We start from the raw sequence: 21,715 nt of genomic DNA, 5'->3' as shown, positions 1-21,715 counted from the left end.
TCCCAAACGTCGCCGGTCCCAAACGTCGCTGGTCCCGGCTACGCCGACGCGAACGCGACCTCGTCGCGGGTCGCCGTCTCGCCGAACAGCCAGTCGGCGTGGTCGACGGCGTACTCGCGGTGCTCCTCGGTGATGTACCCGAGCGCGTCCTCGACGACGACCGGGCGGTAGTCGCGGAGCCCCGCGCTGCCCGCGGTGTGGAGGACGCAGACGTTCGCGAGCGTGCCGCAGATCAGCAGGTCGTCGACGCCGTGCGCGTCGAGATACCCCTCCAGGTCGGTCTGGTAGAAGGCGTCGTAGGTGTGCTTCTCGACGACGTGGTCGCCGTCGCGCACGTCGAGGTCGCCGACGAGTTCGGCGTCCCACGATCCCTCGACGACGTGTTCGCCCCACCGGTCGAACTCGTCGTAGTAGTGGGTCTCGTCGAACTGCTCGGGCGGGTGGACGTCGCGGGTGTAGACCACGCTCGCGCCGGCCTCCCGGGCGCGGTCGACGAGCGCCGTCACCGGCTCGACCGCCGCCTCGCTCGGCTCGGCGTAGAGGCTCCCGTCCGGGTGACAGAACCCGTTTTGCATGTCGACGACGACCACCGCGGTTGCTGTCGGATCGAACGCCATGCCGAGGCGTTCGGGCGCGCTCCTCAAAAACCGTCGTGCGGACGCCGGCCGCGCCCACGACGCGCTCGGCGCGGCCGGCGACCCGCGCCGAAAAATCCGCCGGCCGCGGCGCCGAAGGAACCGACAAACTACTTATTCGGGGGGCCGATCAAATTCGTATGCGACGGGTTCTCACCCTCTCGACCGCGGCCGCGGCCGTCGCCGCGGTCGCCGTCCTGTGTGTCGCCCTCACTGCCGGCGTCGCCGCCGCTCCGGACGCCGGCGCGGTCCCCCCCGCGTCCGGCAGCGGACCGGGCGCGGGCGCGGCGCCGTCCGCGTCCGCCGACGAGTGCGATCCGGGTGACGGCACCGAACTGGTGGGCTGCTGGAACGGGACCCATTACGAGGAGTCGGTCGGCTTCGCGGAGACGGACGGGCTCAACGAGACGCAACTGGAGGCGCTGACGGACCTGACGATGGCCCGGGTCGAGCACGTCCGACAGCGCCCCTTCAAAGAGGACGTCCCGGTCGAGACGGTGACTCGGAGCGAGTACGCCAACGACACCGCGAGCGGCAACGGGTCCGAGGCGTTCCGGCGCTGGAACGACCAGGTGTGGGAGGCGCTGTTCGTCGTCGGCGACGAGACGGACGCCAACGACGAGATCGACTCGGTGTTCGGCGGCGCGGTCTCCGGCTTCTACTCGCCGTCGCAGGACCGGATCGTCATCGTCGTCCCCGACGGCGAGTCCCCCGACATCGACCCCTCGACGCTCGCGCACGAGCTGCTCCACGCGATGCAAGACCAGTACCACGACCTCACCGCCCCGCGCTACGTCGGCGCGACCCAGGACGGCGACCTCGCGGTCGACGGGATCATCGAGGGGGAGGCGGTCCACGTCGAGGAGCGCTACGCGGCCCGCTGCGCGGACAACTGGACCTGCGCCGAGGCGCCCGAGAGCGACGGGGGCGGGGGCGACGGCGCCGACTTCAACTTCGGCATCCTCCAGACCGTCCTCCAGCCGTACGGCGACGGCGCGCTGTACGTCCGCGAGCTCCGCGACGAGGGCGGGTGGGCGGCCGTCAACGCGACGATGAACGACCCGCCGGCGTCGACGGCGGAGGTCATCCACCGGAACCCGGACTACGAGGAGGGCAACGTCACCTTCGAGGACGCGGCGACCGGCGGCTGGGAGACCTACCCGGACCAGGGCGTCGAGGGCGCGGAGACCACGGGCGAGGCGTCGATGTTCGTGATGTTCTGGTACCAGAGCCTGGAGTACCGGCACGCGGTGTTAGAGCCCGACGCGACCGTCCGGCAGAACGTCGAGATCCACCTCGACGCGGAGGCCCAACTCGAGACCCGCGCGACCTACAACTACGCGCACCCCGTGACCGACGGCTGGGCCGGCGACGAGCTGTACCCCTACCGGAACGGCGACCGCGACGGCTACGTCTGGGCGACCGAGTGGCAGACCGAGGACGACGCCGCGGCGTTCCGCGACGCCTACGTGCGGATGCTGACCGCGCACGGCGACGGCGAGTACGCGCAGGGGACCGTGTACGAGATCGGGTCGGAGAGCGACTTCCCCGGCGCGTACGGCGTCGAGCGCGACGAGACGAGCGTGACGATAACGCACGCGCCCTCGCCGGAGGGCGTCCTCGAACTCCGCCCGGACGCCGACCTCGCGCTCCCCGACGCCGACGGGAGCGACGGTGACACGAACGGCGGCGACGACGGTGACGCGAACGGCGGCGACGACGGAAGCGACGGCAACACGGACGACGGCACCGACGGCAACACTGACGACGGTGCGGACGGGAGCGACGGCGCGGACGGGAGCGACAGCGGGAACGGGAGCGACGACACCGACGACAGCACGCCCGGATTCGGCGTCGCGGCGGCGCTCGTCGCCCTCGCGGCGGTCGGGCTGTTCGCGCGGCGCTCGGCGTAGCGCGCCGCCCGCTCGGCCGGGAGTCCCGGACGCTCGCTCCTCGCGCCCCCGCCGCGACACGGGTGGCTTTTCGTCCCCGCGGCCGAACCGACGGGCATGAGCGAGTTCGACATCGTCGACGCGGCCGCGGTCCGGGAGGGGCGCGCGACCGACGCGTACTTCGAGCGGACCGAGGCGGCGCTGGAGGCGGCCGACCGGAACCCCCGCGTCGTCGCCGAGGTGACCGCGGACCAGTTCCCGGACGGGGAGTTCGAGCTGTTCGCCGGCCTCGGCAACGCCGTCGAGCTGCTCGCCGGCCGCGACGTCGACGTCGACGCGGTCCCGGAGGGGCGCCTGTTCGACGGCGGCCCGGTGATGCGGATCGAGGGGCCGTACCTGGAGTTCGCGCGGCTGGAGACGTCGCTGCTCGGCTTCCTCTCGCACGCCTCCGGGATGGCGACCGCTGCGCTGGACTGCCGGGTCGCCGCGCCGGACGCGTCGGTGCTCTCGTTCGGCGCGCGCCACGTCCACCCCGCGATGACCGCGGCCGTCGAGCGCTCGGCGCTGGTGGGGGGGTTCGACGGGTTCTCGCACGTCGCCGCCGGCGACCTGATCGGGCGCGAGGCGTCGGGGACGATGCCGCACGCGCTCGCCATCTGCTTCGGCCGCGGCGAGCAGGAGGCCGCGTGGCGCGCCTACGACGAGGGCGTTCCGGCGGACGCGCCGCGGATCGCGCTGTGTGACACCTACTCCGACGAGGTCGACGAGGTGCTTCGCGCGGCCGAGACGCTCGGCGACGACCTCGACGGCGTCCGCCTCGACACGACCGGCTCCCGGCGCGGCGACTTCCGACACATCGTCCGCGAGGTCGGGTGGGAGCTCGACGCGCGCGGCCACGGGGACGTCGACGTGTACGTCTCGGGCGGGCTCGGCCCGTCCGACCTCAGAGAGCTGCGCGACGTCGTCGACGGGTTCGGCGTCGGCGGGTACGTCTCGAACGCGGACCCCGTCGACTTCGCGCTCGACCTCGTCGCCGTCGACGGCGAGCCGGCGGCCAAGCGGGGGAAGCTCTCGAACGCGAAGGACGTGTACCGCACCGCCGACGGCGCCCACGCGGTCGGGCTCGCGGACCGCGCGGGACCGGAAGACGCCGAGTCGCTCTTCGAGCCCGTGATCCGCGACGGCGAGGTCGTCGCCGAGGACGCGTTCGACCTGTCGGCCGCGACGGAGCGGGCGCTCGCGGACGCGGCGGCGGTCGGGTACGGGAACGACGGCTGAAAAGGAAAACGAGGCGGCTGGCTACAGCTCTTCGACTGCGCCGCCGTCGGCGCGCTCTCGGAACACCTGGCCCTCGATGAGCGTCACCATCGTGTCCTCCTCCTGCCACGCGGTCGGCGAGAGCTTCGCCTTGCGGCAGGTGCGCGAGAGGAACTCCGCGGCCGACCAGCCGTTCTCGACGGGGACCGTCGGGTAGAGCCAGCCGTGGGCGTTGCCGCTGTCGACGGCGACGCCGTGGGTGCCGACCTCGAGGTCCTCGGCGGGGTCGTTCGTGAGGACGGTGTTGGAGACGACGAACACGGAGACGGTGATGTTGTCCAGTTCCTTCGGCTCGACCTCGGAGCCGCAGGAGTCGCCCGAGGCCGCCTTGATAGCGGCCTCGACGATCGCGTGGCCGAGCTGATCTGAGGTGTCCCAGGCGCCGGCGCAGCCGCGGAGGCGGCCGCGGCCCCTGGTGGACTCCAATCGAACGAACGCCCCGGTGCGGGCGTAGAACGCCTCCCGCATGCTGCCGGGCTGTTCGCGTTGCCCGTGTCGAACGAACGACTCGACCGCCTCCCGCGCGAGTTCGACCGCTCGTGCACCGTCGTCGTACGACAGCTGAACGGTCTGAGCCTCGGACATGAGAGTCCATTACAGTGCTGACGACTTGAACGCTTCCCTTGTGACTGCGTTCTCGCGGCGTTCGCGGCGTCTCACCCGAAAGCCGCCGTTACCCGGCCCGAAGCCCCGCCCGAAGACGCGCCCGACCGAACCGCTTATTCGCCGGCGGGCGAAAGGACGGAGCGGACAGAGGGAGCCCGACTCCCGTGCCTCCGGCATGAGGAAAGTCCCCCCACCGGCCGGACAGGCGACCGGGCACACGCCCGGAGTCGGAGACGGCTGGCTCTGGAACAGCAACGACACCCCCCGCCCCGATCGATGAGACGCGCGAACCGACCCGCGAGGGAAGGGAGTTAACCCGTCGAGAGCCGACGGGCGGGAACGGATGGAACGGCGAATCCTCGCCGGTGCAAGTCCGCGCCACAAGGTAGTCCGGCCGCGGCGCGGACGCTCAGCCGAATGTCGGGACGAACCGAAGGGGGCTTACTCCCCTCAGTCCGCTCACACCGACCAGCGGCGCAGCTATCATGGGATCACTTATAAATAAACGAGGCGGTGGCGCGTGCCTGCGAGCGGCCTCTCGGCCGCGAGCAGCACGCGCGAGGGAGTCGACCACCCGAGCGAAGCGAAGGGTGGTCGACGAGGCTGGGGAGGCGTGAGGTGCTGTGCTGTGCGTTCCCGCGAGCGAAGCGAGCGGGAGCACGGAAGTCGCAGCCCGCGCAGCGAAGCGAGCAGGAACGTCTTCCGGAGGGGCGGGACNGTGCGTTCCCGCGAGCGAAGCGAGCGGGAGCACGGAAGTCGCAGCCCGCGCAGCGAAGCGAGCAGGAACGTCTTCCGGAGGGGCGGGACTCGAAGGGGCAGCAGCGAGGGCGGCGCAGGCGACGTAAGCACCGCAGGAGCGCGTGAAACGAGCGACGAGGAGCGCAGCGAGCGTGCGCCGCCCTCGCTGCTGGGGCTTCGGCGGTGTTCGTCTCCAATCTGCTCGCAGCGTCTTATAAATAAGCGGCTGGCGCGTCGGCGGGATTCGTCGCCGACCTCGGCGCAACGTCTTATAAGTAAGCGGCGAAGACTTCGGCGGTGTTCGTCACCTACCCACTCTCAACAGCTTATAAATAACCAATCGAAAATTCCGATTCAGATCCGTCTCAGGCCGTCTCCATCTCCTTTTCGAGCTCGCGGAGCTTCTCGATGCGGTTCTCCGTCGAGGGGTGCGTCGAGGCGATCTTGCCGACGAAGCCGGCCTTGATCGGGATGATGAAGAACGCGTTCATCTCCGCCTCCTCCCGGAGGTCCTCCTTGGGCACCTTATCCATCCGGCCGTCGATCGTCATCAGCGCCGAGGCGAGCGCGCCGGGCTTCCCGGTGATGAGCGCCGCGCCGCGGTCCGCGGAGTACTCGCGGTAGCGCGAGAGCGCGCGGATGAGCAGGAACGAGACGACCCACACGACGAGCGACACGAGGATCGCGACGATGACGGGCGCGCCCTGCCGGTTGTCGCCGCCGAGCAGCCAGCCCCACCGCACGATGAAGAAGGCGATCGTCGAGAGGAACGAGGCGATGGTCATCACCATCACGTCGCGGTTCTTGACGTGGGCGAGCTCGTGGGCGAGCACGCCGTCGAGCTCGTCCTCGTCGAGGCTCTCCAAGAGCCCGGTCGTCACCGCGACGGTCGCGTTCTTCTTATTCCGGCCGGTGGCGAACGCGTTCGGCACGCGGGTGTTCGCGACCGCCACGGTCGGCTTCGGCAGGTCGGCCTGCTGGCTCAGCCGCTCGATCCGGCGGTGGAGGTCGGGGTACTCGTCCGCGCTCACCTCGCGGGCGCCCATACTCCGCAGCGCCAGCTTGTCGCTGAAGAAGTACTGAGCGACCGCGAACCCGCCGAGCATGACAAGCGGGAAGAGGAAGTCGCCGAAGTACACCGTCAGGGCTCCGACGAACACGACGTAGAGGGCGAACAGGAGGAACATCGTGAACGCCATCCGTCCACGCAACCCCCAGTCTGTCTTCCAGTCCATACCCGGAAGTTACCGCTCGGCGCGTTAAAGGTTGCCGGAGCGGGAGGCCGTGGTCGCCGATCGACGCCCGTTTCGACGAGCGGCGACCGCGGCGAACCGACGAACAACGCCCTTTTTCGGGCGCTCCCCGAGGGACGGACATGGAGACAGTCCTCGTCACCGGCGGCCGCGGCGCCTCCGGGCGCTGGGTCGTCGACCGCCTCGCCGGCGACTACGAGGTCGTCGTCGTCGACTACGACCACCCCGGGCTCGGCGTCGACCCGGCCCCGAACGTCTCGTTCCGCGCGGCCGACCTCGCCGAGCGCGACCAGGCGCTCGACGTCGTCGCCGCCGTCGACCCCGACGCGGTCGTCCACTGGGCGGCGATCCCGGTGGCGGGCACCCACCCCGAGGGCCGGGTGTTCGAGACGAACGCGCTCGCCGCGAAGCACGTCCTCGACGCCGCCGGCCGGGCCGACGCACCGGTCGTCCAGGCCTCCAGCGACGGCGCCTACGGCTTCTTCTTCGCCGACCCGACGCCGTTCCCGGAGGAGCTGCCGGTCACCGAGGAACACCCGCGCCGCCCGGAGGACCCCTACGGGCTCTCGAAGGTCACGGCAGAGGCGGCGGCGGGCGCGGTCGCGCGCCGCCACGGCGTGTCCGCCGTCTCGCTCCGACCGTCGTGGATCCAGTACCCCGGCGCGTACGCCTGCCGCGCCGACGAGTACGTCGAAGACCTCGACGCCGGCGCCGGCAACTTCTGGTCGTACGTCGACGCCCGCGACGTCGCCGACCTCGTCGCGGCCGCGCTCGCGGACCTCCTCGGCGACGACCCCGCCGTCGCCCCCGGCACCCACGAGGCGGTCAACTGCGTCGCGGCCGACAACGCGCTCGGGCGGCCCCTGCTCGACCTCCTGCGCGAGTCGTACGGCGAGATCCCCGACGACTGCGCGGTCGACGAGAGCGAACTCACCGAGGGCGACGACCGCGGCGCCTACGCGATCGAGAAGGCGGCGCGGCTGTTCGGGTGGACGCCGTCGCGCTCGTGGCGCGACGCGGCCGACGAGGCGGTCGCCGAGCCGACGCTGTTCGAGGAGTGAGCCGAGGAATCCCCTTCGCGGTACCAAACCGAAATTAGACCGAACGGCCCCTTACCCACCGGAATAGCCGACGAACTGAACCAGCCGACGAACTGTCGTCTCGGTGACGTCGTCTTCGACCCGGGCGACCGCGCGGTCGACGGTCGCCTCCCGCAGCGACACGGCCGCCCACGGAGCGACGAACGACTCTCGGTCGAGTCCTCCCTCGACGAACGCGCCGGCGAGCGGGACCGACGCGTCGTACTCTTTCGTCGAGATACCGGCGCCGATGTACTGCGCACCCGCGAACGGGTGGGAGCCGTCGCTGACGATCAGGTAGGGCCGTCGCGGCGCGTTGCCGAACGGATCCGACGCGACGACGACGGTTCCGCGTCGATACAGCAGCCGTCGGTCGATTCGTCTCCCGACTCGTCCGCGTCGAGATCCGGGAGGTCGGCGTCCCAGTCGTCGGTCCGGTCGTAGCCGTCGCCCGCGAACGCGTCCGCGACCGCGCGGAGACCGATCTGGGCCGCGGTGTGGGCGTCGTACGCCTCGGCGTTGATGGCCCAGTACTCGCCTTTGTGCCGCACGAGCCCCCGCTGTTCGAGTCGCCTGAGTGTCGTGCCGACGCTCCCGCGGGGGATGTCGAGCTCCTCCGCGAGCTCGCTCGGCCGGAATCCCAGCTCCGGGTTCCGAGCGAGGAACTCGAGGATCCGACGCCCGTTGGTGTCTTCGTCCGGAAGGTCGCTCGGACGGTAGCTCTCGAAGTCGACCGGCATTGTAAACGTACGTAACCGTACGTCAGTGTCAGTCATAATACTGTGGGTCGCCGTATCGAATCCGTTCGCCGTGCGTCGTGAGGCGTCGACAGCGGTGTCGACGCCGCCGACTCCGCGGTTCAGATCGACAAGATTGCGTTCACGAGCGTCCGCGTCGCGATGGCGGTGCCCGCGCCGAGCCACGTCAGGAGGACGAAGTGGATGTAGCCGTTCGCGGGGTTGCCGCCGTCGATCCGGCGGATCATCTGCGAGGAGAGCGCGGCGTTGAAGAGGACGACCGTCAGGAGGAGGTACTCGATGAGCGGGATGTCGTAGGCGCCGGGGTAGACGATCTGGCCGATGTCCATCTGGTCGAGCCCGAAGTCGGAGGTCAGGTCGGCCAAGATCGCGACGATCTCCAGCCCGATGAAGAAGGCGAACGTCGCGGCCGCGGTGATCCCGTACAGCAGCCCGATGAACGTCATCGCCGCCTGGCGGCGCTGCTCGCGTAGCTGGTTGACGGCGTTCATGTTCTTCGAGATCAGCTCGCCGAGCATCTTCGGGTCCCCGCCCATCCGACGGCCGACGAGGTACATCTCGGAGAACTTCTGGATGAGATACGAACGCGTGTCACGCGTGAACGCCCGCCACGCACCCTCGGTGCTGATCCGCATGTTGAGCCGGCGGTAGAGCCGCTCGATCGACTCCGAGAGCTCGCCGAAGTTCTTGTCGCGCAGCGTGGTCAACACGTCCGTGGTCGTCGACTGCTTCGCGCTCTCGGTCGCGCCCAGCGCGCGCACGAACGACGGGAACTCGCCGTCGCGGGCGGTGATCGCCTGCTCCTCGGTCCGGAGCACCACCCCGGTGATGATCAGCGGCGAGATGGGGACCGCCAGGTACAGCGGGAGCCGAACGTCGTCGAGGAAGAAGAGGAGGCCGGGGAGCCCGGGACCGTACCCGAACATCCCGGCGGCCGTGATCCCGATGAGCAAAAGCGAGAGCCCGCCGCCGCCGATCAGCGACCCCCACAGCTTCAGGTCGCCGGGCGCCCGCTCGTCCGGGTGGTACCAGATCGGGTCGTACGGCGACGTCGCGCGGATCATCGCGTAGAAGCCGAGCTGGACGAACACGAAGAGGACGATGACGGCCGCCACCGTCGCGGTCGGGTTGTTACCGGTGAGGATCGGGAGGACGACGGCGAACACGAGGGCGAACGTCATCGAGAGGATCATCGACATGTACAGGTCCTTCATCACCTCCAGGTTCGAGAGCGCGGACTCGTAGCGGGTCTCGTACTGCGCGAGCATCACGTCCTGCTCGGAGACGAGGAACTCCTCGAGCGACTGGCCCGCGCCCATCGTGTAGCCGAGGCGGTCGAAGAAGTCGGCCATCGCGTCGGAGGGGACCTCCTGGGCGCGCCGTCGACACGCGTCGTCGAGGCTCTGGTTCCACGTGTCGACGAGGTGGACGACGCGGCCGATCTCCTCGGCGGCGACGCCGTACTCCTCCTCTTTCGCCAGCGTCCGGAACACCTCCATCCGGTCGATGTTCGTCGTCGACAGCACCGTCATGTGCGTCATCACGAGGTGCAGCTGGTTGTCGATCTTCGTCTCCAGGCTGGAGAGGTAGATCTTCGGGTAGATGACGGCCGCGAACAGGACGAGCCCGCCGAACATCGGGATCGGAACTCGGGCGGCGAACGGGAGCGGGAGCGCGACCAGGCCGACGACGCTGCCGAGGAACACGAACAGGGCCGGCAGCAACACGAGGCCGACGTACTTCCCCTTGGAGATGTCGAGCTGCTCGTACGACTCCATCACCTCCGAGGTCAGCTGCGCGGCCGTCGCGAGCCCGTCGCCGAACTGTTTCACCGCCATCGGTTAGATCCACCCCATCGTCGCTACCTCGTGTTCCGGTGCATGTCGAAGGGGAGCCCCTCGACGCCGTCGCGCTGGAAGGCGTTGATCGCGTCGTTCACCTCGTGGTAGCCGAGGATTCCCTCCTGGATCATCCGCTCGATGAGCTCCGCGCGGAAGTCGAGGTCGTCGTAGATGTCGCGGGTGTCCGCGTACCCCAGCAGGGTCGCGATCTGCTCTTCGAGCACGTAGGAGTTGTTCATCCCCTGGAAGACGATCTCGTCTTCGACGGGGTCCCAGCTGAACACCTCGCGGGTGACGACCCCCTCCATCTCCTTGGAGTACCCCTCGATCTCCTGGACGCTCGTCACCCGGCGCAGCACCTGGTCGCCCTGTTTCACGCGGTTCTGGAACAGCGCCACGTCGGCGTTGTCCATGAACGTCTCGGGGACGTTGATCGGCTCGGAGGTGAACCGCTGGATCATCGAGACGATGTCCGAGGCGTGGAACGTCAGCATGACCGGGTGGCCGGTCTGGGCCGCCTGGAACGCCATGCGCCCCTCGGCGCCGCGGACCTCGCCCACGATGATGTAGTCGGGGCGGGACCGCAGCGCGGCGGCGACCAGGTCGAACATGTCGACGTCAGAGCTCCCCTCGCCGCCGCCCTCGCGGGTCAACAGCTGCTGCCAGGTGCTGTGCGGCGGGATGACCTCGGCGGTGTCCTCCGCGGTGTATATCTTCGAGTCGTCCGGGATGTACGAGAGGATGGCGTTCAGCGTCGTCGTCTTCCCGGACGCCGTCTCCCCGACGACGAACACCGTCTGCTCGTTCTCCAGGCAGAGCCAGAGGTACGCCGCCAGCTCCGGCGAGAGCGTCCCCCAGTTGGTGATCTGGTTGATCGACAGGGGGACCTCCTCGCCCTGCCGGATCGTGAGCGAGGAGCCCTTCAGCGAGACGTCGTCGGAGTAGATGATGTTGATACGCGACCCGTCGGGCAGCGTGGAGTCGACGATGGGGTCGGAGTCGGAGAGCGGGTCCCCGATCCGCTCGCCCATGTTGCGCAGCCAGTTGTCGAACTCCTTCGGGGTGCCGAAGTCGACGGTCGTCTCCAGCATGCCGTAGGTGCCGTGATCGACGTGACACTCCTTGGGGCCGATGACGTGAATGTCCTCGTTTGCCGGGTCGCGCATCACCGGTTCGAGCGGGCCGAGCCCGACGATGTCGCGGTTGAGCCGGTAGCGGATGTTCTCGTACGTCTCCTCGGTGACCGACAGCTTGCCGAAGTTCTTGAGCTTCGAGAGCCCGCTGCGCCAGCCGGTGGCGCTGTCGTCGACGTGGGTCACCTCCTCGAGCAGCTCCTCGATGAGGTCGTCGTACTCCGCCTCGTTCTCCGGCGCGGTGTGCTGGCCGCTGACGGTGAGCAGCCGGTTTTTCACCTCGTTGAGTATCTCCGCCTGCGGACCGGACACCTCCGGCTCGATGGCGTAGTACTTCGTGTCCTGGCCGAGGTCACCGTAGATGTGGCTGTAGATGGGGCCGCCGACCGGGTAGATGACGTTCGGCCGGGCGGACTCGTACTCGTCTTTCGGCTCCTCGATGAACTGCGGGAACTCCCCGGTGATCTGTTTGAACTCGCGGAGGTGCTCCCGGAGGTGCGGCCGCCGCATGGCCGCCTTTCGGAGCTCTTCGGACGGTTTGGCGGTTCCGTGTTCGGTCATGTCCTACGCCCGGTCGTCGTGGTGGTCGCGGTCCGCGCTCGCGGACCGGCTGTGCGTCGGCGGGTCATGTGTCAGGCGACGCTGCGGCTCTCGATGACGATTCCGGTTCCGGAACGGACCGAGAACCCGATCGTGTCGCCGACCTGTTCGCCCATACCCGCGAACCGCTTCACGTTGATCTGCCGGCGGATGTCGTTGCCGACCTCGATCATCTCCAGCTGGAGGAACACGTCGGCGATCGACCGGAACGGGCCGATCGCGTCGTCGTCGACCGCCGAGGGGTCGACGGTGAGCACGACCACCTTCCCCTGCGAGATGATCTCGCGGAAGAAGGAGATGATCTCCAGGGCGGCCTGTCGCTCCTCGTTCTTCCGGACGAGCGCCTCGAAGGTGGGATCGTTCCGGAAGATGGCGTCGAACGTGTCGAGGAAGACGACGTCGGAGTTCCACATCGCCTCGGCGTTCATCAGCCGCTTGAGCAGCTCCTTGCGCTCGCCGTCGCCGTCGGAGAACGCGCCGCCGGAGTCGAAGTCGGCGTGGAGGAAGAGCAGCTCCTCTTGGAGGAGCGGCTTCACCATGTCGTACTCCAGCGAGTGCATCTGGTCGATGAACCCGCGGACGGTGAGCTCCGTCGACATCATCGTGACGGAGGCGCCCTCCTGGACGAGCCCGTAGGCGAACCGCTGGGAGATGGCGCTTTTGCCCGCCCCGTAGTCGCCCTCCATGAGGACGATGCTGCCGCGGGGGATGCCACCGCCCAGCTCCTTGTTGAGCCGGTCGCGGTCGCCGAGACCGAGGGAGAGGAGGTTGTCGTGGGGCATCTCAGTTACCCCCCTCCACGCGGAACTGGAACAGCTCCTCGTCGCCGTTCACGGAGAGGTAGACGCGGTGGTCGCCGTCGACGAGCCCCCCGTCTTGCCCCTCGATCTCGCTCACGTCTATCGTGAGCCGCAACACGTCGCCGCGGCTCCACGCGTTCGCGCCGTCCGCGGAGACGAGCTCCCCGGAGAGCGCGCCCGGCCGGACGTACGCGCCGTCGAAGACGACGTCGAGGTCGGAGCCGTCGGGCGCCAACCGATACGTGCCGGTGTTCTTTATCAACAGCGTGACGTTCTGGTCGCCGCTCGCGTTGTACACCCCCGCGCTGGGGTCCGAGATGATCGTCACGTCGGTCCGGAGCTGTTCGGTCGCATCGAGCCCCGCGTCGTCGACGGCCGCGCTCACGCGGTCGACCCCGGTCGTGATCGTGCCGACGACGCCCGCGGCGATCACGAGGCTCGCGATGAACAGGATGAGGTGGGAGACGGGGACGCTGGCCATCTACGCGCTCACCTCCGTGACGGTCGCGGCGTCGCGGACGCCGGACTCGACGACCAAGACGACCCGCGTGCCGTCGTCGATCGTCGTGGTCGTGTCGCCCTGTGCGACCCGCACGGTGAGCGTCTCGTCGCCGAGCCAGAGCGCGGTGTCGGCGTCGCCGTCGACGGTCGTCGACGCGTTCGCCCCGCCCACGTCGACGTACTCGTTGCCGACGACGAGCGTCGCGTCGTCCGCGACGAGGCCGACCGACCCATCGTTGGTGGCGTTGACCGTGAGGGTCTCCGTGCCGGCGTCGTAGGTCGCGTTCGTCACCGCGAAGTCGGTGTTCTGCCGCTCAAGTGCGCGCTCGTTGATGCCGTGTTGGGCGTCGGAGACGCGGTCGAGCCCGTTGGCCGCCACGGGGTAGAACGTCGTGAACGCGAAGAACAGCCCCGCGACGATGATGGCCGTGGACGCCGAGACGCTAACGCCCATCTCCCCACCCTCCGTCGGCCGGATCGGCGCGGTCGGAACGGGGATTCGGATCGTTCATCGGTCGCGTGGAACCGTTCCGGTCGCGCCGGTCGTCGCGGTGGCCGTCGCGGCGGTCCGCGTCCGCCTCGCGTCCCGCGCCGCCGTGGTCCGTGCCGTTCGTGCGTCGCTCGCGCTCGTCGGGCGCGTCCCGCCGGCCGGCCTCGTCGTGACCGTTCCGCTTCGATCCCGGCCGGTCGTTGCGGTCGTTGCGACGGTTGTGGCCGTTGCGGCCGGAGTCGACGCGTCCGCCGCGGCGGCCGCCCCGCCGCCCATTGACGGGCCCGCCGCCGACGAGCGAGCCGCCGGCGAGATCGTCCCAGCGGTCCAACAGGACCGTGTGGCTGCTGGTGCCGTTGAGCTGGGTCACGTACCGGAGGCTGCGGGTGTGGTGCTCGCGGACGAGGCGGTCGGTGCCCGGCCGGTCAACGAGGTTGCGGTCGATCGTCCCGAACCCGGAGAGGAAGTCCCGGAGCCGCCCGGCGGCGTCGGGCCCGATCCACTCGATCCGCTCGTAGTAGTTGATCGCGCGCACCGCGTCGGTGACGTCGCTCTCGGAGACGAGGAACTCCAGCCACTCCATCACGAGGAGGTCGCCGACGTAGTCGCCCGGCAGCTCGGTGAGGTACGGCTTACCGCGGCCGTTGCCCTCCGAGAGGTCGTCTTTCCCGACGTACTCGAAGCCGCCGGAGGCCTCCGCGGGGTCGCCGCCGGGCCGGCGGTCGGGCACCGGCTCCGGATCGGTACCGCCCGCCGGTTCGGTACCGCCCGCCGGCTCCGGATCGGTACCGCCCGCCGGTTCGGTACCGCCCGCCGGCTCCGGATCGGTACCGCCCGTCAGCTCGGGGTCGGCCGGTTCGTCGAAGTCGACGCCGTCGTCCTCGGCGCCGCCGAGGTCGTCGCCCCCGAAGCCGTCGTCGGCGTCGTCGAGCGAGTCGGTTTCGTCGCCGGGGTCGGCGAACGAGTCGTCCCCGTCCTCGAACGGGTCCTCGTCCGCGGCGTCGTCGCCCTCCTCGGCCCAGTCGGCCTCCCCGGAGTCGTACTCTTCTTTCAGTTCGCTGAAACTCTTTCCATCGTCGTTCATATCGTCTCCGTCGTCCGCCGTTTCGGTCTCGGACGCGGCGTCGTCCGTGCTGTCGTCGTCCAGTTCGTCGAACTCGTCGTCGCCGTCGAGGTCGTCGAACTCGTCGTCGCCGTCGAGGTCGTCGAACTCGTCGTCACCGTCGAGGTCGTCGAACTCGTCGTCACCGTCGAGGTCGTCGTCCAAGTCGTCGAACCCGTCGGCCTCTTCCTCCTCGTCGAGGAGGTCGTCGTCGAAGAACCCGTCCGCGTCGGCGTTCGCGACGTCCTCGTCGAGATCCTCCTCCTCGCCGCCGTCCTCGTCGTCGAAGATGCCGAAGGAGCCCTCGCCGCCGCCGGCGACGCTGTCGAAGCCGCCGCCGTCGTCGACGAACGGGTTGATACCGCGGGTGACCATCTCGTAGATATCGAGGAGGTTGCGGACGTCCTCCTCGATGTCGTCGACGGCGTTCGAGATCTCCTCGTTCTCCGAGCGGACCGTCGAGACCGTCGAGGAGAGCGACGCGACCTCGTTTTCGAGCTCGTCGAGCCGGTTCTCCAGCTCGTCGGTGGCCGCGCCGCCGCCGCCACCGCCGCCGCCGTCGTCGAACTCGTCGTCCCACTCGTCCATGCCGTCGAAGTCGTCGAAGCCGTCGCCGCCGCCACCGCCACCGCCGCCACCGCCGCCACCGCCCATGCCGCCACCCATCCCTCCGCCGCCCATGTCGCCGCCGAAGGGATCGTCGTCGCCGTCCATACCTCCGGAACCGTCGTCGTCGGATCCGTCGTCGTCGAGGAACCTGTCGAGGACGCTCGCACCGACGAGCCCCAGCGTGGCGACTGCCCAGGCGGCGGTTGGAGCTCCCCACACCGGTAGTTCGAGGCCCATTACCGTGTACGACCCGCAGAACCCACTTCAATTCACCCCTCAAAATATCAGCCGTGAGAAAGCACTGCGCGGCGAGAGTATCGGGGTTTAATCGGGGTGAAGACGGGGAAATCGGGGAGCGATCGGAAACGAATCCGCTCCCGATCGACGGTCAGATCGCTCGTTCGAAGCCGTCCGCGGCCCGGACGACGAGGCGACCGTCCGGCCCGAACCGGACGGTTCGGCCCACCGCGTCGCCGACGTCGCTGGCGACGACGGGGACGCCCGCGTTGTCGAGCACCTCGCCGACCCGCTCGACGTTCCGCGGGCCGACCGCGTCGGTGAGATCGAGCATCTCGGCGCCACCGGCGACGCGCGCCTCCAGGCGGCGGGGGTCGGCGCCGGCGTCGTCAAGCGCCCCGATCAGCGAGTCGACCCCGGTGTCGACGTACTTCGCGGGCCGCGAGACGGCCGTCGTGCGCCCCTCGCCCGCTGGTAACATGGCGTGGAGGAGGCCGCGGACGCCCGTGCGCTGGTCGACGAGCGCGACCGCGACGCAGGAGCCGAGGCCGCTGGTCGTCAGGACCGCGTCGTCGCTCGTGACCGCGAGCTCGCCCACGCCGACCTTGATCCGGCCGGGGTCGTCGGGGACCGCGCCGCCGGTGACCGCCGCGGGCTCCGCGTCGGCGACCGCGTCCCCGTCGCTCTCCGTTCGGTCCGCCGGGCCGTCCGGCCGATCGTCGGAGAGCGAGCGGGTCACGGCCCCGAGAGCCGGTCGAGCGCCCGTGCCAGTTCGCGCTCGTCGGGGAGCGCGTACACGTCACAGCGCGCCTGAATCCCCTCCGTCTGGATGGCGGTGTCGATCACGAACCCGTAGTCCTGCCGCTCGCTCAGCTTCGCGACGAGCGGGCTGATCGTCGACGCGCCGATGTCGTGGACGAACTCCGGCGGCGAGTGGGTGATCGACGTGCCGAGGACGTTCGCCCACCCGTCGATGAACCCGCTCGTCATCACGTTGCCGAGCTCGCAGAGCGCGTTCTGGGCCATGTCCCCGAGCGGTTCGTCGGGCTCCATCGGCAGCATCGCGTCGGCGACGGCCGCCGCCGAGGACTCCTCGAAGAGGATCGCGAGGTAGCCGCTCGGTTCCCCCTGAAGCTCGAACACCGTGCCCGCGTGCGGCTCGGTGCCGACCTCCGCGGGCACGTCCGCGAGCGGGACGAACCGGAGCCGGCTCACGTCGACGGTCGTCTCCAGCCCGGTCATCATCGCGATGTTGTCGGCGGCGTTCGCCGACCCCTTCTTCGCCAGCGACGAGAACGTCGACAGCGACTCGTACGGCACGGCCGTGCTCGCCGTCCCGCCGTCCGCCTCGCCGCCGGCGGTCGCCGCGGGCGCCGTCTTCCCGACGATGAGGTCGCGGAACGGCCCCGAGTCGGGCAGCATGTAGATGGAGAAGTCGAGGTCGGTCGTCGTCGCGTCGAGGCGGCTCTCGAAGAGGAACACGCCGTCGCCGGCGAGCGCGCCGTCCGGTAACACCGCCGCGCCGTCGGCCTCGAAGTACCGCGGCGGCGACATGTCGATCGCCTTGCCGAGGTAGTTCGCCCACCCGTCGAGGAAGCCGCCGAGCGCGATGTTGCCGACCTCCGTCACCGCGCTCCGCTCCATCGACTGCCCCCCGGGGAGCAGCGAGAGCAGGGCGTCGACGTTGGCGGCGTCGAACGCGAGGACCGCCTCGCCGTCCAGTCCGCCGCGGAGCCCGACGCTCACGCCGATCGACTCCCGGCCCGCGAACGACTCCGCGAGGTCCTCGCCGCTGGCGACGCTCGCGCCCGTCACCTCCACCGCGAGGTCGGTCCCGGTGAGGTCCGAGAGCGCGCCGGCGGCCTGTTTGGCCCCCCGCTCTGCGAGGCGGTTACAGGCGCCGAGCGCGCGGACGTCGACGCGCATTATACCGCCGAACCGATGGCGTCGAGCACGTTCGGCTTCTGGAACGGCTTCGTGATGTACCCCTCCGCGCCCGCCTTGATCGCCGCCTTCATCTTCTCCTCCTGCCCGACGCTGGTACACATGATCACCGTCGCGTCGGGGTTCTCCTCTAAGATCTCCGTCGTCGCCTCGATCCCGTCGCGGATCGGCATCACGATGTCCATCATCACGAGGTCCGGCCCGTGCTCCTCGTACATGTTCACCGCTTCGACGCCGTTCTCCGCCTCCCCGACGATCTCGAACTCCCCTTCGAGGATCTCCCGGAGGAGGTTCCGCATGAACTCCGAGTCGTCGGCGATGAGTACCCGCGTAGCCATTGTTGTCTGAAGCGGGGCACAGCGAACACTTAATCGCTCCCCCGCGGTTCTCAGCGATGAGAACGGAGCGGGGTGCGGCCGGTCCCGGCGGCGGGGGGAGTGCGTCTCAGACCCAGTGGCCGAGGAGGTGGATCGCGCCGACGAGCACGGTGCCACCGAGCGCCTCGCGGGTGCCGAACGGAAGCGGGAGCATCCCCACGCTGTCGGCCTCGCCGTCGTCGGCGGGCACGTCGCCCGAGTCGGAGCCGGAATCCGTGTCGGAGCCGTTCGCTTCGTCCGAGAGGGTCTCGTCGTCGCCGTCGTCGGTGGCCGTCGCGTCGTCGCCGTCATCGTCGGTAGCGGTCTCGTTGCCGTCGGCCCCGTCGTCGCCGGTTCCGTCGTCATCGGTGTCGGACCCGTTGCCGTCGGCGTCCGGCTGGCTGTCGTCGTCGTCGATCGTCGTCGTCGCCGGATCGGACTCGACCACGAGGGTCCCGCCGTGGGTGTCACCGTCGAGCCGTAGGGTGAACGCGTAGGTTCCCGGGTCGAGGTCGGGCGTCACCGAGCCGAACCCGTACGTTCGGGACTCGCCCGGGTCGAGCCGAACGCCCCACGACCCGGCCTCGCTGCCGTTGTCGACGGTGAGGGTGAGCTCTCCCTCGCCCGTGAGCCCGCCCGCGTTGCGCGCCGTGGCCCGGAGCGCGGAGAGGTTCTCCCCCTCGGTGACGGTGACGTTCTCGGGAGCGTCGTCGATCACCAGCTCGTCCGGGTTGTCGGCGTTCCCGACGACGATGACCGTCCGGCTGTCGCGCAGCCTGGACCCCTCGTACAGCTCGTAGTTCAGGCGCGTTCCGGGGGAAACCTCGTCGAGATCGACGTCGACCGTGAAGTTCCCGTCAGAGATCTCGAGCGGCGACTCCGTCCGGAACGGGGCGTCGCCGGCGTCGTTGACGAACGTCGCGGACATCTCGCGCACCGGGAGCAGCGAGGTCGTTCCTGTGAGCTGTCCGTCCTCGACCTCGACGAGGAGCTCCCCGTCGTCGGTGACGTGGTCGTACCGGAGGAACCGCTCCCGCACGGTGAACGTCGCCTCGGCGCGCGCCGTCCCGTCCGACGCCTCCCAGTAGGGGAACTGCTGTGAGACGCCGTCGTCGGTCGCCGAAGTGGCGTTGAACGCCGCCGGCGGCTCCGCGCCGTCCGCGAACGCGTACCGCTCGCCCTCGGTGCCCTCCAGCGCGAACTCGACGGCGAACTCGTCGCCCGGCTCGGGGTCCTCGGTGAAGGCGCCGCCGTCGCTCGTGTCGATGACGAGGTAGAAGCGGCCGGGCGCCTCCGGCGTGTCAAGCTCCGTCGCGTCCGCGACGAAGAGCGTGACGTCTTCCGGGTCCGCCTGCGACAGGTCGAGCTCCGAGCGCGGCTCGTTCCGGCCGGGGTTCGTCTCACGGACTCGGAGCGACACCCCTTCCTCGGCGTCCAGCAGGTCGGTCAGGACTTTAGTATCGATCTCTTGGCCCGGTTCGAGCTCCTCCCCTTCTCCGGCGAAGTGCGACAGCGCCCCCCAGATTCCCGTCGCCTCGAACCCGAGGACGATCCGGTTGCCCTTCGTCACCGCGGTCCGGTCGAGCCCGTTCGCTCGGATCCGTTCGAGCGACTCGGACTCGGGTTCCTCGTCGAGCGCGCCCGGGTCGATGCTGGTGAACACCTCGACGTCGTCGCGGAACTCCGGCTTCTCCAACACGAGGTCCGCTTGGTCCGCGCTCTCGGTCGGCGTCACCACGCCGGAGTCGTCCACGACGAACGTCCCGTTGGTGATCGCGAGCCGATACCGATGCGGGACCAAGGGCCGGGCGAGCCCGCCCGCGCCGGTCGAACTCGAGAGCGCGCTGAGGTTCTCGGCGACCGTGTCGCCGCTCTCGTCGACGAACTCCAGGTCACACGTCGTGTCTTCGAGACCGCAGCTCTCGACGTTGCTCGCGTCGGTGCCGAGCGTCCGCGTGTTGATCGTGGTCTCGCTCGTCCCCGAGATCTTGACGACGTCGACGAAGCCGACCGACTGCCCCGTGTCGCTGAGCCGGTTCCCGCCGATGAGGAGGTACGTCGGCCCGTCAGGGTTGTCGGCGGTGTACCTGATCCTGACCGGATCGCCCGCGACGCCGGTGTACGTCGAACGGGAGAATCCGCCGCTGACCTCCGGACGGTCCGCTAGGCCGACCGGACCGGCGGCCTCGACCGCGGCAGCCGCCGTCGGTCCGGCGGCGACTGAGGAAGCGGACGAATCGGATGAGAGGCCCGCCGCGGCCGGAGCGGTCGCGACGACGCCGGCGAGCGCGACGAGGACGACGAGGGCGATCACGCTCGCCTGGAACGCCGACGGGCCGATCTCCTCGAGTCGGAACCGCCGGTCAGACCCGGAGTCGACCGCTCCGTCGCTGTCGGGCGCCGCCGAGCGGCTTGCGGGCGGCTCGGCCGCGTCCGTCGGGCGCGTCGTCGTGGTCTATCGTCATGAGGGCGTGGTCAACGAGTGCGGGCCGGACGACGGCCCGCGGCTGGTTAGCATCGACTCGGCGAGTCACCGACTAAAGCGTACCCACCCGATTATCAGGACGTGTAACGCGAACGGGAAGACAGCGGAGAAAAGGCGGGAATCGCAAGACGTGAGCGGAGTCCTCGGTCCGAAGAATTAAGCCCGGCCGGCGCCCGATCCACGCCAAGATGCCATCGTGTCCCCGCTGTGACGCACCGGTCGACGACGAGGCGCGGTACTGCGCGCAGTGCGGCGCCCCGCAGACGGAGGACGCGGCCGAGGAGCTCGACGAGTACGTCCAGCGACAGGCGGAGCAGGTCGCCGGCGGTGGCGGCGGCGGGTCCGAGGGAGGTGAGTCGAGCGCGAGCGACGCGTTCCCGTCCATGGAGGAGCTCTCCGACCGCGAGCAGCTCTGGCGGCGGGGGTCGTACGTCGTCGGGTACGGCACGGTCGTCATCGCGCTCACGCGGGTGCCGGCACCGGAGTCGTGGCCGCTGATCCTCGCCGGGATCGCGATCCTCCCGCCGATCCGGCGACTCACCGCCGAACCCCTCGGCAGCCCGCTCAAGCGCGAGGTGATGGCGGGGATCTACGCGGTCTTCGCGCTGATCGGGATCGCGCTGTTCGTGGTGTTGTGAGCCGAGAGGCGCCGTTGTGAGACGCGTGCTGTGAACCATCGCCGGTGAGACACTGGTGAGTAATTAGTAATCCGGACGCTCCGCCGTGAGCGAGGGCACCCTCGCTGTGAACCGATGCGGGCAGATGGTGTCCGTCACTTCAGCCGTCCAGACGGAGAACTGGCCGATGACGGCCCGATTTACACCCGTTTGCCCCGCCGCAGTATGTCTGTGGCTGGACGCGTGTCATCCCGCGCCAGCGCCGCTTTGGCACCGTCACTGAGCGCTTGCTCGCAGCCCGGATCTGTCGAGACGCGCCGTCACAGCCGGGAAAACGAGAATGTCACGGGTCCCCTCTCAGCGAGAACAGATCCGCTACTCACCAAACAAATACCTACGACACGTGACCTGCTGAGTCCGTTCTGCCGGAACACCCCGGGACTACCGGGGGTGTTCGAGCGGATCTGCGATCTCCTTTCTGTGACATATCCCGCCCCTCCGGCGAGCGGGCGACCGACTCGGTGTCGGGACTCTGACGTCGACCTCCGCAGCCAGTTGGCGGTTTTCGGCGACGCGGCGACTGACAGCATCGGACGAAGAGCGGATCGCCGCGTCGCGCTGACGCAATCAACCGTAGCGGGAGTGTCACACCCGTTTTGAGAGGTGGTACTTCGGCGGGACGCAGTCGGTGTAACACCGCGGATATATCGGGTTTGAGCGGT

17 protein-coding genes, 1 other RNA gene and 1 pseudogene are annotated in these 21,715 nt (G+C 69.5%); 5 read left to right on the top strand and 14 right to left on the bottom strand.

Features of this window, described 5'->3' with window-relative positions; all coding sequences use genetic code 11:
* Positions 1-38 precede the first annotated feature (38 nt).
* On the bottom strand, positions 39-617 hold the full coding sequence (locus C466_RS00920) for a cysteine hydrolase family protein (RefSeq protein ID WP_004597542.1): 579 nt from the start codon (positions 615-617) through the stop codon (positions 39-41).
* 158 nt (positions 618-775) lie between these two features.
* On the opposite strand from C466_RS00920, the gene C466_RS00915 reads away from it, so the two are divergent.
* Together C466_RS00915 and C466_RS00910 are read left to right on the top strand one after the other, a co-directional pair.
* Positions 776-2,548 carry an Hvo_1808 family surface protein gene (locus C466_RS00915; RefSeq protein WP_004597543.1) on the top strand — a complete coding sequence of 591 codons (1,773 nt, stop codon included), beginning with the start codon at positions 776-778 and terminating at the stop codon, positions 2,546-2,548.
* Between the two features lie 96 nt (positions 2,549-2,644).
* Positions 2,645-3,805 carry a nicotinate phosphoribosyltransferase gene (locus C466_RS00910; protein ID WP_004597544.1) on the top strand — a complete coding sequence of 387 codons (1,161 nt, stop codon included), beginning with the start codon at positions 2,645-2,647 and terminating at the stop codon, positions 3,803-3,805.
* Between the two features lie 21 nt (positions 3,806-3,826).
* On the opposite strand, the gene C466_RS00905 is transcribed toward C466_RS00910, so the two are convergent.
* Positions 3,827-4,429: a TIGR00296 family protein gene (locus C466_RS00905; protein ID WP_004597545.1), complete on the bottom strand. Its 603-nt coding sequence runs from the start codon at positions 4,427-4,429 to the stop codon at positions 3,827-3,829.
* Positions 4,430-4,593: 164 nt separating this feature from the next.
* Between C466_RS00905 and rnpB the strand changes: the two genes are divergently transcribed.
* Positions 4,594-4,906, top strand: an RNA gene (rnpB, locus tag C466_RS01290) — RNase P RNA component.
* A 647-nt stretch (positions 4,907-5,553) separates the two neighbouring features.
* Here the strand turns inward: rnpB and htpX are convergent.
* Positions 5,554-6,423 carry a zinc metalloprotease HtpX gene (gene htpX, locus C466_RS00900; RefSeq protein WP_004597546.1) on the bottom strand — a complete coding sequence of 290 codons (870 nt, stop codon included), beginning with the start codon at positions 6,421-6,423 and terminating at the stop codon, positions 5,554-5,556.
* Positions 6,424-6,563: 140 nt separating this feature from the next.
* Here htpX and C466_RS00895 point away from each other — a divergent pair, with 140 nt between their 5' ends.
* Positions 6,564-7,502 carry an NAD-dependent epimerase/dehydratase family protein gene (locus tag C466_RS00895; protein ID WP_004597547.1) on the top strand — a complete coding sequence of 313 codons (939 nt, stop codon included), beginning with the start codon at positions 6,564-6,566 and terminating at the stop codon, positions 7,500-7,502.
* 386 nt (positions 7,503-7,888) lie between these two features.
* On the opposite strand, the pseudogene C466_RS00885 reads toward C466_RS00895, so the two are convergent.
* The 11 genes and pseudogenes from C466_RS00885 to C466_RS00835 all read right to left on the bottom strand — a co-directional run.
* A pseudogene (locus tag C466_RS00885) lies at positions 7,889-8,260 on the bottom strand (MarR family transcriptional regulator); the annotation flags it as partial.
* Between the two features lie 119 nt (positions 8,261-8,379).
* On the bottom strand, positions 8,380-10,116 hold the full coding sequence (gene flaJ, locus C466_RS00880; protein WP_004597549.1) for an archaellar assembly protein FlaJ: 1,737 nt from the start codon (positions 10,114-10,116) through the stop codon (positions 8,380-8,382).
* Between the two features lie 23 nt (positions 10,117-10,139).
* Positions 10,140-11,813 (bottom strand): type II/IV secretion system ATPase subunit, encoded by a 1,674-nt coding sequence (locus C466_RS00875; RefSeq protein WP_004597550.1) that lies wholly within the window; start codon positions 11,811-11,813, stop codon positions 10,140-10,142.
* Between the two features lie 71 nt (positions 11,814-11,884).
* Positions 11,885-12,634 carry an ATPase domain-containing protein gene (locus C466_RS00870; protein WP_004597551.1) on the bottom strand — a complete coding sequence of 250 codons (750 nt, stop codon included), beginning with the start codon at positions 12,632-12,634 and terminating at the stop codon, positions 11,885-11,887.
* Position 12,635: 1 nt separating this feature from the next.
* A complete protein-coding gene (locus C466_RS00865; protein WP_004597552.1) occupies positions 12,636-13,133 on the bottom strand; it encodes a flagellin in 498 nt (165 codons plus the stop codon).
* The gene (locus C466_RS00860; RefSeq protein ID WP_004597553.1) at positions 13,134-13,607 is read right to left on the bottom strand and encodes a flagellin; all 474 of its coding nucleotides are present in this window, start codon (positions 13,605-13,607) and stop codon (positions 13,134-13,136) included.
* On the bottom strand, positions 13,597-15,591 hold the full coding sequence (locus C466_RS00855; protein ID WP_004597554.1) for a FlaD/FlaE family flagellar protein: 1,995 nt from the start codon (positions 15,589-15,591) through the stop codon (positions 13,597-13,599). The genes C466_RS00860 and C466_RS00855 overlap by 11 nt, the downstream gene beginning before the upstream one ends.
* A gap of 151 nt (positions 15,592-15,742) precedes the next feature.
* Positions 15,743-16,330 (bottom strand): chemotaxis protein CheD, encoded by a 588-nt coding sequence (locus C466_RS00850; protein ID WP_004597556.1) that lies wholly within the window; start codon positions 16,328-16,330, stop codon positions 15,743-15,745.
* Positions 16,327-17,517: a chemotaxis protein CheC gene (locus C466_RS00845; RefSeq protein ID WP_004597558.1), complete on the bottom strand. Its 1,191-nt coding sequence runs from the start codon at positions 17,515-17,517 to the stop codon at positions 16,327-16,329. The genes C466_RS00850 and C466_RS00845 overlap by 4 nt, the downstream gene beginning before the upstream one ends.
* On the bottom strand, positions 17,517-17,873 hold the full coding sequence (gene cheY / locus C466_RS00840) for a chemotaxis protein CheY (RefSeq protein WP_004597560.1): 357 nt from the start codon (positions 17,871-17,873) through the stop codon (positions 17,517-17,519). Before cheY ends, C466_RS00845 begins: the two co-directional genes overlap by 1 nt.
* Positions 17,874-17,979: 106 nt before the next feature.
* The gene (locus tag C466_RS00835) at positions 17,980-20,205 is read right to left on the bottom strand and encodes a BGTF surface domain-containing protein (protein WP_004597562.1); all 2,226 of its coding nucleotides are present in this window, start codon (positions 20,203-20,205) and stop codon (positions 17,980-17,982) included.
* A 359-nt stretch (positions 20,206-20,564) separates the two neighbouring features.
* Between C466_RS00835 and C466_RS00830 the strand changes: the two genes are divergently transcribed.
* Positions 20,565-21,014: a zinc ribbon domain-containing protein gene (locus C466_RS00830; protein WP_004597568.1), complete on the top strand. Its 450-nt coding sequence runs from the start codon at positions 20,565-20,567 to the stop codon at positions 21,012-21,014.
* Positions 21,015-21,715 lie beyond the last annotated feature (701 nt).

The organism is Halorubrum distributum JCM 10118 (assembly GCF_000337335.1).
In the GTDB taxonomy this organism is placed as follows: domain Archaea; phylum Halobacteriota; class Halobacteria; order Halobacteriales; family Haloferacaceae; genus Halorubrum; species Halorubrum distributum.
The sequence above is the reverse complement of the archived record's forward strand: the minus strand, read 5'-3'. Positions and strand labels throughout refer to the sequence as shown.

What these genes read in the sequence shown, in the direction of transcription:
- C466_RS00920 (WP_004597542.1), bottom strand. Translation starts at nt 617, where the DNA reads ATGGCGTTCGATCCGACAGCAACCGCGGTGGTCGTCGTCGACATGCAA.
- C466_RS00915 (WP_004597543.1), top strand. Translation starts at nt 776, where the DNA reads ATGCGACGGGTTCTCACCCTCTCGACCGCGGCCGCGGCCGTCGCCGCG.
- C466_RS00910 (WP_004597544.1), top strand. Translation starts at nt 2,645, where the DNA reads ATGAGCGAGTTCGACATCGTCGACGCGGCCGCGGTCCGGGAGGGGCGC.
- C466_RS00905 (WP_004597545.1), bottom strand. Translation starts at nt 4,429, where the DNA reads ATGTCCGAGGCTCAGACCGTTCAGCTGTCGTACGACGACGGTGCACGA.
- htpX (WP_004597546.1), bottom strand. Translation starts at nt 6,423, where the DNA reads ATGGACTGGAAGACAGACTGGGGGTTGCGTGGACGGATGGCGTTCACG.
- C466_RS00895 (WP_004597547.1), top strand. Translation starts at nt 6,564, where the DNA reads ATGGAGACAGTCCTCGTCACCGGCGGCCGCGGCGCCTCCGGGCGCTGG.
- flaJ (WP_004597549.1), bottom strand. Translation starts at nt 10,116, where the DNA reads ATGGCGGTGAAACAGTTCGGCGACGGGCTCGCGACGGCCGCGCAGCTG.
- C466_RS00875 (WP_004597550.1), bottom strand. Translation starts at nt 11,813, where the DNA reads ATGACCGAACACGGAACCGCCAAACCGTCCGAAGAGCTCCGAAAGGCG.
- C466_RS00870 (WP_004597551.1), bottom strand. Translation starts at nt 12,634, where the DNA reads ATGCCCCACGACAACCTCCTCTCCCTCGGTCTCGGCGACCGCGACCGG.
- C466_RS00865 (WP_004597552.1), bottom strand. Translation starts at nt 13,133, where the DNA reads ATGGCCAGCGTCCCCGTCTCCCACCTCATCCTGTTCATCGCGAGCCTC.
- C466_RS00860 (WP_004597553.1), bottom strand. Translation starts at nt 13,607, where the DNA reads ATGGGCGTTAGCGTCTCGGCGTCCACGGCCATCATCGTCGCGGGGCTG.
- C466_RS00855 (WP_004597554.1), bottom strand. Translation starts at nt 15,591, where the DNA reads ATGGGCCTCGAACTACCGGTGTGGGGAGCTCCAACCGCCGCCTGGGCA.
- C466_RS00845 (WP_004597558.1), bottom strand. Translation starts at nt 17,517, where the DNA reads ATGCGCGTCGACGTCCGCGCGCTCGGCGCCTGTAACCGCCTCGCAGAG.
- cheY (WP_004597560.1), bottom strand. Translation starts at nt 17,873, where the DNA reads ATGGCTACGCGGGTACTCATCGCCGACGACTCGGAGTTCATGCGGAAC.
- C466_RS00830 (WP_004597568.1), top strand. Translation starts at nt 20,565, where the DNA reads ATGCCATCGTGTCCCCGCTGTGACGCACCGGTCGACGACGAGGCGCGG.